Origin of the sequence: Paenibacillus anseongensis (genome assembly GCF_009757995.1) — a bacterium.
Taxonomy (GTDB): domain Bacteria; phylum Bacillota; class Bacilli; order Paenibacillales; family NBRC-103111; genus Paenibacillus_E; species Paenibacillus_E chondroitinus.
Map to the genome: position 1 here is coordinate 19871 of NZ_WSEM01000023.1, position 12179 is coordinate 32049.

Genomic DNA, 12179 nt, shown 5'->3' on the forward strand with positions numbered 1-12179 from the left:
CAGCGCAAAAAAGCCTCCAACCCGCATATGCAGAGTTAGAGGCCTGAGCATTACGATCCCGCGCCGCGGTACCGTTTCACGCCAATATTCCAAATCGTAATACCAATAAAGCAGAAAACCACGCCCATAATCGGCGTTAGCAGCGCGAACCACTTCCAGTTCGCCGGATCGATGAAATACGCCGCAGGATAAAAGCCAACGAACGCGAACGGCAAAATCCACGTCAAAATGCTGCGAAGCAGCTTATTGTAAATCGTGGCCGGATAACGCCCGTAGTTCTGGATGTTCCAAATCAGCGGCAGGATGCCGGTTGGCGCATCAGAGTAAAAACCAAGCGCCGTCAGCGAGATATACACGCCAGCATAGATGAGAATCGAACCCACAACCATCAGGATAAAAATCAGCGGATCATGCCAATGGAACGGAAGCCCTAGCTTGACCCAAGAGTAGATCATAACAATCAACCCGGCCAACGCACTGAACAAAGACGATGGACTGAGATTCTCCAGCATCAACTGCCATAAGTTATAAGCCGGACGGGTCAGGATACGATCCATTTCCCCTTTAACAATATATCGTTCACTGAAGCCCCACAGATTAAAAAAAGTGATGAATATGCCATAGGGGATCATAAAATAGCCGTAAATGAACAAAATTTGTTCTTGATTCCAGCCGCCAAGCGATTGCGTTTGCAAAAAAACGACGAGAATGAAGAATAAGTTGAGCCCATTGAACATCAAATCGGAAATCACATCAATCCAGAAGTCGGATCGGTAGGTGAGGCGGGTTTTCATGTAGTTTTTCAGATACTCAGCAACTAGGGAGATGTAGAATGTCATGTGTTAACCCCCCTGCACGAATAAACGCGTTTTGGATTTGACCCAGAGAACAACCATGGGAACGAGCAGCAGCACGAACCACAGAACCTGTACGCCAAGATTTTGATAAATAGCCGCACCTGCAATTTTCCCTGTGAACACGGCGCTCGGCAAGTACGTAATGGCTTGAAACGGAAGCCACTCTAGAATGGACTTGGACCACCCCGGGAAAAAGGAAATCGGAATAATAAGCCCTGAAAACAAATCGACCGCAACGCGCTTCATGCGCATCAGACCTTCGTTATTTTCAAGGAAGAATGCAAACAACCCGGTAATGATATTAAGCTGCGTATTAATTAGGAAACTGAAAAACAACATCACAAAGTAGATCACCCATAGTCCTGGATCACTAGGAAATTGAATCGGCAGTAACAGCCAGATGAAAATCATGCCAGGCGTTGTAAAAAGCAGCAAACGGAAGACGCCTTCACCGAGTCCCTGCATCATTTTCACAAATACATAATTATACGGCCGAATGAATTGAATCGCCACGCTGCCGTCTCGAATTTCATTGGCAATTTCCCGGTCCAAGTTATTGAAGTAAAAGGCGCGCCCCATCCAGGAAACCGCTACATACGTCGTCATTTGGCCCAGTGTCAGACCGCCAATCATCTCTTGCCCGCCATAAATGGCTTTGTAAACAAAATAATAGGAGCCAATATTGAGTGCATAGATCAAAATGCCGCTGTAGTAGTTCACCCGGTAAGCAAGCATCATGAGAAATCGCATGCGAATAACTTCCAGATAAGCACTAAGCATGTGTGAAGGCTCCCTCTGGCTGCTTGGTTTCCTCTGGACGTTTCACATCAGCTGAACCTGCTTTATAGATTTCTCGTACGATGTCATCTGTGTTGGTTTCATTGATTTTGATATCTTGAATCTGCACCACGCCGACCACTCGGCTTAGCACTTCAGATACGTTCGCACGTTCGTAAGGAATGAACACCTTGGCGGACAATTCATTCTCAAGCTGCCACGCCACATCCAGTCCTTTCGTCAGCTCTTGCAGACGCGGCAGTGTGATTGGATGCTCGAACTGGAGCACAACTTCCTTGCCTTTGCCCCACTTGGCTTTCAGTTCTTCCAGGCCGCCGTCATAAATAATCCGGCCGTCATCGAGCATAATAACACGCGAGCAAAGCGCCTCAATATCCTGTAAATCGTGCGTAGTCAGCAGGATCGTTGTCTCATAGCGCTGATTGAGTGATTTCAAGAATTCTCGAATCTCTGTTTTCACGACGATATCCAAACCAATGGTTGGTTCGTCTAAGAAGAGAATCGCCGGATTATGAATCAGCGAAGCGGCAAGCTCACAGCGCATCCGCTGCCCCAGACTCAATTTACGGACAGGTCGTGACAGTAAATCAGCTAGTTGCAAGCGGTCGACAAGTTCGTCGAGGCGCTTTTTGTAGTCGGCTTCAGAGACTCGGTATACCTTTTTCAACAATTGAAAAGATTCCACGACACCGATATCCCACCAAAGTTGACTACGCTGGCCGAATACGACGCCGATCTCGGCAACGAACTTCTCGCGCTCTTTAAATGGAACGAAACCATTGACCTTGATATGTCCGGAGGTCGGTACGAGGATGCCGGTCAGCATTTTGATCGTGGTTGATTTACCGGCGCCATTTTCACCGATATATCCGCAAATTTCGCCCTTTGGAATTTGAAAGCTAATGTCCTTCACGGCTGTAACATGTTTGTACTCTCTATGGAATAAATCTTGAAAGGCGCCCTTCAGGCCCCCACGGCTCTGCTGAACTTGAAATTCTTTGCGAAGCATTTCTACATCAATGGCTAACATGAACTTCCTCCTGTCTAGGTAGACTCGGCTACACTTGGCTACATATAACGGCAAAATTCGCCGTAACTTGCTATCGAAGTTTCGTAGCATCTATAATATGGATCATAAAGATAAAATGTACAACAAGGCACCAAACCCATGATACATGAATTCTGTAAGAAAAAAAAGTACAGATTATCCCTACCTTAGAAAGGAGCGCAGAACCATGAGAATTATTAAACGAACCTTGCTCCTGATCGGCTTACTCCTGATAATGGTGGCTGGTTATTATTCCTATTCCTTTTATCATTTTGCGCAAAATATTTCCAACAAACCGGATGCGCCGAAAGGCAGCACCCCCCTTATCGCCCAGACGGTCAAAGACAAGGGTGAGAAATACACCCCTCCCAAATGGGAAGGCAAGAATCGAGTGAACATTTTACTCTTAGGCGGAGATTCCCGCGGCATGGTGAAGAATGAACTGCCCCGGTCCGACAGTATTATGCTCGCGTCGATTGATCCGGTAACGAAGAAGGCTCACCTCTTCTCGATCCTCCGTGATACATATGTGAAAATCCCTGGCGAAGGCGAAGATCGCATCAATACAGCGATTACGACAGGCGGTCCGAACTTAGCAATGAAAACCGTCAGCGACTTGCTCGGCATCCCGGTTCAGTATTATGTCTATACCGATTTTAAAGGGTTCATCGCTCTCATTGATGCCGTGGGCGGTATTGATATCGACGTTGAAAAAGATATGAAGTATACCGACTCGGAAGATGACCATGTCTATGATATTAATTTGAAAAAAGGGCTACAGCATCTCGATGGCAAAACAGCCCTGCAGTATGTACGCTTCCGGCACGACGCTCTATCGGATTTCTCACGTACAGAACGCCAAAGGAAATTCCTGACGGCCGTTGCGCAGAAAATGCAAACAACATCTTCTCTCATTAAACTGCCAAAGATTTTGAATGCAATGGATCCTTACATTGACACGAATCTAAGCGTGACAGATATGCTGAAGCTCGCTTCTCTAGGCTTTGAAGCCAAAGCTGATGGCATCGTCTCCTCCCAGCTTCCGCCGACGGATCTGGTCGTCGAGAAAAACGTCCGGGGAGCTGCCGTCATTACGGCAAACAAAGATAAGCTGCAGCAGTATGTGAAGGACTTATTTGCCGGCAAGGCGGACGCAGACACTGGTCCAACCAAACCATCGCCTTCACCAACGCCGAAGTCTTCTGTGAAAACTACGGCGAAGTAAGAGATTAAGGATTACGAAGGAATAAAGTGAGCGGCTAGAGGCTTTCGACGAAACTACGGCACAGTGAGCGACTGGTGGCTTACGAAGATATAACGGCAAAGCAAGCGACTGAAGATTTACACGCCTCTACTTGGTACAGGGCTTTAGCCCCTCAAGTAGGGGCTTTTTATGAGATCAGTGAGGGCTCCGTTACATCCAATATTTACGCTCAATAGTGGAAATAACGCCTCCTGAGTCCGTTAGTTACCGTCCAATATACATACTACTTAATAAAGGAATGATTACTTCTTATGAATCGCAAAAACTCCGAGCAATTATATCAAGAAGCACTGCAACACATCGTGGGCGGGGTCAACTCCCCTTCCCGCTCATTCAAAGCCGTCGGCGGCGGCGCCCCCGTCTTCATGAAGCGTGCGCAAGGCGCACACTTCTGGGATGTAGACGGGAATCGCTTCATTGACTACCTCGCCGCCTACGGCCCTATCATTACCGGTCACGCGCATCCGCACGTGACCGAGGCGATTTGCCGCGCCGCACAGAACGGCACGTTGTACGGCACCCCGACCGAACTCGAGATCGAGTTCGCGCGAATGCTGAAGTCCGCGATTCCATCGCTGGACAAAGTGCGCTTCGTCAACTCCGGCACCGAGGCCGTGATGACGACGATCCGCGTGGCGCGCGCCTACACCGGGCGCACCAAAATCATTAAGTTTGCCGGGTGCTACCACGGCCACTCCGATCTAGTGCTTGTGGCGGCCGGCTCCGGGCCGTCCACGCTCGGCACGCCGGACAGCGCCGGCGTGCCTGCGAGCATCGCGCAAGAGGTCATCACCGTGCCGTTCAACGACATTCCGGCACTGGAAGCCGCGCTCGCGCGATGGAACGGAGAGATTGCCGCGGTGATGGTGGAGCCCATCGTCGGCAACTTCGGCATGGTCATGCCCCATGCCGGCTACCTCGAGCAGCTCTGCGCAGCTGCTCGCAAACACGGGGCCCTCGTCATCTACGACGAGGTCATCACGGCGTTCCGCTTCCACTATGGAGCGGCACAGACTTACCCCGGCCTCCCTCTCGTGGAGGGCGGCACAGCCGAGGCGGCGGCGCGCTTCGCCGCCGTCGAGCCAGACCTTACGGCCCTGGGCAAAGTGATCGGCGGCGGACTGCCGATCGGAGCCTATGGGGGCCGCAAGGCCGTGATGGAGCAGGTCGCTCCGCTCGGACCTGCGTATCAGGCCGGCACGATGGCGGGGAACCCCGCCTCCATCTCGGCCGGCATCGCCTGCTTGGAGGTGCTCCAGCAGGCAGATGTGTATGCCAAGCTCGAGCAGCATGGCGCGACGCTTGCAGGCGGCATCGCGGAATCCGCTGCGAGACACGGCATCGCCTTGACGCTGAACCGTATCGGCGGCGCATTCTCCACCCACTTCTGCGATCATCCCGTCACGAACTATGACGAAGCGCAGGATACGGACGGCGAACGCTTCGCGGACTTCTTCCGGCTTATGCTGGAGCAAGGCATCAACCTCGCTCCTTCGAAGTATGAAGCTTGGTTTACAACCATTGCCCACACGGAAGATGACATCGCCCAGACTCTGGATGCCGTGGATCACGCTTTTAAAATAATGAAAACTCGCTAATGTTTAAATTTTTTCGAAAATACACACAATTACTACGATTGCGTATAAAAAAACATGAAATCATGCCCCGGTGCACAAGGTATTTTCTGCTATCCATATTTGCTAACATGTCCCAGAAACGAACTATGTTCCTAACAAGAACATAGTTCGTTCGTATTTTAAGAGGGAGCCAAGCATTAAACAAATTACCTTTATTCACCATTATACACGAAAGGTAACGCTTACATTTTTGTTTTCGCTCTGCAACTATTGTCGGATGAACATTTTCGTGCTATTCTAAGATTACTTTTACCCTTTTAACGAAAAGTCTTGTTTTCGCAGTATTTTCCTAGAAAGTTAGGGCATGATTTACAAATTCACGTTCGTTTTTTGTGTGTGATGCCTTACTTTATGACGGGTCGATTCTTGACTGATTTCAAGGGAGCCATTTCCTCGAAATTGGCATGCTATTCAGTTAAATTGCATTTTTATTCAAAATCTCGCATATTTCGTTTTTGATCGGTTTCCGGTCATCCATTGAAAATGCTAAGAGTTGCGGGCTCATTAATGCTAAAATGCAAGCAAAGTAGTGAAAGAGGAGTTAAATATATAGGGGAGGTGACGGTCAGGCGACTGACCTGAGCAATGAATGAAATTATGCGTAATGAAGGCCGTTTTCAAGATCTACTAGGAACCGAACACGACAGCTGCGGAATTATTTGTATTATTGAAAAGAACGGTCATCCTACCCGTGAAAACATCCAAAAAACGATTGATGCCCTTGTAAAAATGGAACATCGCTCAGGATTTATTAACGGTGAAGGCGACGGTTGCGGTATTTTAACTGACATTCCACGCGCTCTTTGGGAAAAGAAATTAACAGATGCGGGTCTAGACGGCAAACTTGCTTATGATAACCGTTTTTCTGTTGGACATATCTTTGTTCCGCGCAAACTTGACCTGACCGTTACCGAGATTCAGAATGGCATCCGTGAGCTATTTGCTTCCCACGATGTGTCCATCATTCTCGAGCAAGAAAACCAAGTAGATAGCAACGTTCTTGGTCCTAACGGTTTAAACGATGAGCCTACATTCTGGCAAATCGCTGCAATCAGCAACAAAACAGAAGGTCAAGTGGCAGATCACCTTTTTGAGCTGCATATCGCGATTGAAGACCGCTACAACGTTCACGTTGCAACATTAAGCAATGTAACTTCCGCTTACAAAGTGTTGGGCGCTGCAAGCATTCTTCCGAAATATTTTAACGACACACGCGATCCGCTTTTCGCTTCCCAAGTTACAATCGGTCACAACCGTTATTCCACGAACACACTGTCCAGCTTCTTCCGCGTTCAACCATTCTCCCTGCTAGGGCACAATGGTGAAATTAACACCGTTAAAAAACTTCGTCTCGAAGCAGATATGGTTGGCGTTCCGCTCGTTAGTGGTGGTTCCGACTCCCAAGACATGAACAGAACGATTGAAACATTCATTCACCGTTTTGGATTATCACTTTTCGAAGCCATGGAAATGGTTTTCCCTCCTATTATTAATGAAATGAAACAATTCCGTCCGGAACTTCAAGATCTTTATGTTTACTTCCGTCAAGTTTGGGGCCACTTCGCTCAAGGTCCTGCAGGTATCGTTTCCCGTTACGGCAACGAATGTATTTTCAGCGTTGATGCTCTTGGTCTACGTCCTGTTTGGATGGTTGAAAGCGAATCTTCCCTGTACTTCTCCTCGGAGCAAGGCGTTATCACGGTTGGCGACATGGTTGCTGATCCGAAGCCTATCGCACCAGGTGAGAAAGTCGGCGTTGTGCTTACACCAGGTGAACATGTTCAAGTCATTCCTTACCATGAAGTACAGTCACTTGTTTATGAGCGCGCAAGCAAACGTTTGAACATTAACGGACTTCGTAAATATCTGAACCCTTCCAAAACAGACACGCAAGCCGAGCTCAACGATAATGTTGTAGCAACGGATCAATTGTACAGTGCGTTTGGTTGGGATCGCGACGGTATTTCTTATATCGAAACTATGTCCGAAACTGGCGCTGAGCCAATCCGCTCCCTGGGCCACGACTCCCCTCACGCTGCTATTGCATGGGAACGTCAAAACGTGCCTGACTTCATTAAAGAGAGCGTTGCAGTTGTTACCAACCCGGCGATTGACCGTGACCGTGAAATGGAACATTTCTCGACTCGCGTGATTGCAGGTTCGCGTACACCGGTTTACTCTCAGGTTGATAGCAATCTGCGTCTTGAGCTTCTTGCTCCGCTTGTACTCGAAGGTACGAACGGTGTAGATAGCGAAGAGCATCTGTCCCAACCTTCCTATGAGCAATTGGTTGCTTTGTTCCGTGCACAAGGTGAAAATGCTGTAGCCGTGCTTTCCACGACTTTTGCAAGAGGAACATCTCTTGGCGCTGGTTTGGACGCTTTGGCTGCTGACGCTATCGCTGCTGCTCGTGCTGGCGCTGCACTTATCATTCTTGACGATTCAGAAGCTCACCAAAACGATCGTTTGTGGCTTGAGCCTCACTTAGTTGTATCCAAAATCGATATCGCACTTCGTGCGGAAAAGCTTACTTTCGGCGACAACCTGCGCCGTCACGTGACATTGGTGCTTCGTTCCGCAGCGATTCGCAACCTGCATGATATCGCGGTAGCTTGTGGTCTTGGTGCCGACGTGATTTCACCTTACCTGTTGTTCTCCACTGCTTCTGATAAAGAAGGCAACGCAGCAGCAGCACGTAAAGTTTATGCAGCTCTTACGAAAGGTCTGGAGAAAGTAATCTCCACGATCGGAACACATGAGCTTCGTGGTTATACACGTTTCTTCTCCTCCATCGGCTTCCACCCGGAAGTGGCAGAGGTGCTTGATATCGTGAACTACCTGGGTAGTGAAAAAGGTGGAACAGGCTTTGCACAGCTCGAAGCTGAAGCAGAAGCTCGTTACAACGATTACACGAATCCGAAAGCAAAAGCGGCGAAAAACTTCCGTTTCTTCCAACGTATGTGGAAAGCGCTAGGCGATGCTGCTTCAGGAGCCGCTTCTTACGGCGACTACCGCGACAAACTGCGTGAAGAAGAGAAGAAAAACCCGATCTCCATTCGTCACATTGCTGGATTCAATGTTGAGAAAGCACTTGGAGAAGGCCGCAAGGCGCTTGATCCATCGAAGGTTGATATCTCCATTGGCGGTCATTCCTTGCCGATGCTGATTTCCTCCATGTCCTTCGGTTCACAGAACGAAACAGCTTTCCGTGCCTACGCTGAAGCCGGCGAACGCCTGAACATGGTAACCATGAACGGCGAGGGCGGAGAAATTAAAGATATGCTTGGACGCTACAAAAAAACGCGCGGTGCACAAGTGGCATCCGGACGTTTCGGAGTTAACGTTGAACTGGCTAACGCGGTTGCATTCCTTGAGATCAAAATCGGTCAAGGTGCTAAACCGGGTGAAGGTGGTCACTTGCCAGGCTCCAAAGTTACAGCCAAAATCGCTGCAGCTCGTAATGCAACAATCGGCTCGGACCTGATCTCCCCTTCGAATAACCATGATATCTATTCGATCGAAGATTTGGCTCAAATCATTTCCGAGTTGAAAGAAGCTAGCGGTCGCAAAGCGAAAATTATCGTAAAAATCCCAGTCGTACCAGGTATCGGTACAATTGCGGTGGGTGTTGCCAAAGCAGGCGCTGACGTTATTACGCTTTCCGGTTTTGACGGCGGTACAGGTGCGGCTCGTATTCACTCCTTGACACACGTTGGTCTTCCTACAGAAATCGGTACTAAGCTTGCCCACGTGGCTTTGATTGAAGCTGGTCTTCGTCACCGCGTAGAGCTGTGGTCTGATGGCGGTCTGAAATCAGGCGCTGACGTTGTTAAAATGGTTATGCTCGGTGCGAACCGCGCCGGATTTGGTAGTATCGCAATGCAATCGATCGGTTGTACAACATGCCGCGGCTGTCACTTGGACACTTGCCACGTTGGTATCGCAACGCAAATCGATTCTATGGAAGAAGCTGAGGAAAAAGGTCTTCGCCGTTTCGTTCCTCGTCAATTTGACGTTGCTGTTGACAGCTTGGTTCGTCTGTTTGGCGGTATTGGCGAAGAAGTACGTGAAGTTGTTGCTTCCCTCGGATTCACTAGCTTGCAAGACCTGGTAGGACGTTCTGACCTGCTTGAGCAAATCAGCCACTTGGATCGCATTGATCTGTCTGACATTCTTCGCCCTGCTCCACTTCAGTTCGTTTCTGATGCTGAAAGAGCGATGGAAGAAGCAGCAGTATCCTCTGATATCCGTATCGCGGCTGGTGCAGAAGGTCTGGAATTCTTCCCTGAATCCTTGGCGTTTGACGCTCCAATCGTTCGCAACTGGTCCAAAGTGGATGCTGAGTCCCGTATTCTCGGAACTCGTTATTCCAGCCATCGCGTAAGAGACCGTTTCGACGGCAGCTACGATGAACTGCCAGCTATCGCTTTGAACCTCGTTGACGGTTCGGTTCCAGGTAACGGCTTAGGTGCCTTCAATGCCCGCGGCGTTGACATTACCGTTCAAGGTGGTGCCGAAGATGGTCTGGGTAAAATGGCGTTCGGTGGTAAAGTAGCCATCGTGAAATCACTTGGCAAAAACAACACATTCATCAACGGTAGCGTTGGTAAATCGTTCGGTTACGGTGCACAAAAAGGCTTGTTCTTGATTCAAGGCAGCGCAGATACACGTGCATGTATCCGTTTCTCCGGTGCAGATGTTGTATTCGGCGGCGAAATCACGACACCTCTGCGAGATGAGCTCGGCGGACTTGCCGCTCGTGCGAACCTCAAAGGCTTTGCGTTCGAATACATGACAAACGGCCGTGCCGTTGTTATGGGCGATCCGGGTCCATGGATTTGTGCAGGGATGACAGGTGGGGTTATCTACCAACGTCTCGTACCAGAAATGGGTCTAGACCAAGCAGCTATTGAACGTCGTATTGCCAAAGGCGCAAAAGTTAAAATTGAGTCAGTTGGCGTACAAAGTATCAAAGACCTTACTGAATTGCTCACAGCTTACCGCGCAGAGCTTGCTAACTCCGGTCAAACGGATGCCGCAGCCAAAATCGACGGTCTGCTAAGCAATCTTGAAGCTAACTTCATCCGTATCTCCCCGGTCAACATGCAAGCTGACCAATCCGTTGCTACGGAATAGATAAAGCAAAGCTCCACAGGACCCTTGAGGTCTTGTGGAGCTTTTTTTCTGCATAAAAGAACCCTACAAATCACACGTTATAAGTGCAACACCCATCCGCATACCATAGGAGGTTTTTTGCTATGAGCCAATCGAAACGCCGCGAAGAAGCTGCATGGAAAAGCCGCAAACAAGCTAGACATCCACATGGTAAGGTGAAGTCTCTGGCCGAATTCGCCAGTGAGTACGACGCGGAACGCAGCAAGTAACGCAAGCCCCCTCCAACGTCAGAAAGAGGGACCAACTCAAAGCAACCCGGTTATCGCGCATCCTAAGATGTGCGATACCGGGTTCTTTGAGTTTGCAATTCGCGGCTCGCGTAGCTATTGGTATTATCCCATTCGCACAAGGGAGTATCAGCTCTACTTACAAACTGAAGGGTCGCTATAAGCACTATCCCTCTCACTCAGGAGCGCACCTTCTCAACTCACACAACCTGAAGCGCAGCTATAGACACTATCCCTCTCATTCAGGGACTCTCCAACTAACTCACACACCCGAAGCGCAACTATAGACACTATCCCTCTCACTCAGGAACGCACCAACTCAACCCACACAACCTGAAGCGCAGCTATAGACACTATACCTCTCACTCAGGAACTCACCGACCAACTCACACAACCTGAATCGTACCTATAGACACTATCCCTCTCACTCAGGAGCTCACCGACTCAACTCACACAACCTCAAGTGTAGCTATAGACATTATCCCTCTCACTCAGGGACTCACCTACTCAACTCACACAACCCGAAGTGCAGCTATAGACACTATACCTCTCACTCAGGGACTCATCTACTCAACTCACACAACTTGAAGCGCCAGCTATAGATACTATCCCTCTCACTCTAAGGCGCACCAACCCAACTCACACAACCTGAAGTGCCAGCTATAGACACTATCCCTCTCACTCAGGGACTCACCTATTCAACTCACACAACTTGAAGCGCCAGCTATAGATACTATCCCTCTCACTCAGTAGCTCACCGACTCAACTCACACAACCTGAATCGCAGCTATAGACACTATCCCTCTCACTCAAGAGCTCACCTTCTCAACTCACACAACCTGAATCGTAACTATAGACACTATCCCTCTCACTCAGTAGCTCACCGACTCAACTCACACAACCTGAAGTGCTGCTATAGACACTATCCCTCTCACTCAGTAGCTTCTGAGCGTCACTCACAGATACCGATCAATTTGTTATCCACGATAAGCTCCTCCTGATTCTTGGGGATAGTGCCGATAGTACCTTCCCCGGTTTACTGCGCCCCCCATGATGTGCAGTACCGGGTTCTTTGAGTCCGCGGGTTTGCGGTTCTCGATGGCTATTGGTACTATCCCTTTCACTCAGGAAAACCTCCCAACCCAACACAACCCGAAGCGTAACTATAAACAC

7 protein-coding genes are annotated in these 12179 nt (G+C 49.1%); 4 read left to right on the plus strand and 3 right to left on the minus strand.

Translation table 11 applies throughout. The annotated features are described in order from the left end of the window. Window positions 1–50: 50 nt before the first annotated feature. The 3 genes from GON05_RS26395 to GON05_RS26405 are packed head-to-tail and all read right to left on the minus strand — an operon-like array spanning window position 51 to window position 2685. A complete protein-coding gene (locus GON05_RS26395; protein WP_157323392.1) occupies window positions 51–839 on the minus strand; it encodes an ABC transporter permease in 789 nt (262 codons plus the stop codon). A 3-nt stretch (window positions 840–842) separates the two neighbouring features. Continuing rightward, window positions 843–1637, minus strand: coding sequence for an ABC transporter permease (locus GON05_RS26400; protein WP_157323394.1), 795 nt, complete (start codon window positions 1635–1637; stop codon window positions 843–845). Then, the gene (locus GON05_RS26405) at window positions 1630–2685 is read right to left on the minus strand and encodes an ABC transporter ATP-binding protein (protein WP_157323397.1); all 1056 of its coding nucleotides are present in this window, start codon (window positions 2683–2685) and stop codon (window positions 1630–1632) included. The genes GON05_RS26400 and GON05_RS26405 overlap by 8 nt, the downstream gene beginning before the upstream one ends. Before the next feature lie 205 nt (window positions 2686–2890). Here GON05_RS26405 and GON05_RS26410 point away from each other — a divergent pair, with 205 nt between their 5' ends. The 4 genes from GON05_RS26410 (at window position 2891) to GON05_RS39075 (ending at window position 10988) form a co-directional block, all read left to right on the plus strand. Beyond that, window positions 2891–3928: an LCP family protein gene (locus tag GON05_RS26410; RefSeq protein ID WP_157323399.1), complete on the plus strand. Its 1038-nt coding sequence runs from the start codon at window positions 2891–2893 to the stop codon at window positions 3926–3928. A gap of 290 nt (window positions 3929–4218) precedes the next feature. After that, window positions 4219–5565: a glutamate-1-semialdehyde 2,1-aminomutase gene (locus GON05_RS26415; RefSeq protein ID WP_157323400.1), complete on the plus strand. Its 1347-nt coding sequence runs from the start codon at window positions 4219–4221 to the stop codon at window positions 5563–5565. 624 nt (window positions 5566–6189) lie between these two features. Then, window positions 6190–10740 (plus strand): glutamate synthase-related protein, encoded by a 4551-nt coding sequence (locus GON05_RS26420; protein WP_246239479.1) that lies wholly within the window; start codon window positions 6190–6192, stop codon window positions 10738–10740. Between the two features lie 122 nt (window positions 10741–10862). Next, the gene (locus tag GON05_RS39075; RefSeq protein WP_220138883.1) at window positions 10863–10988 is read left to right on the plus strand and encodes a DUF6254 family protein; all 126 of its coding nucleotides are present in this window, start codon (window positions 10863–10865) and stop codon (window positions 10986–10988) included. The last annotated feature ends 1191 nt before the right edge of the window (window positions 10989–12179 follow it).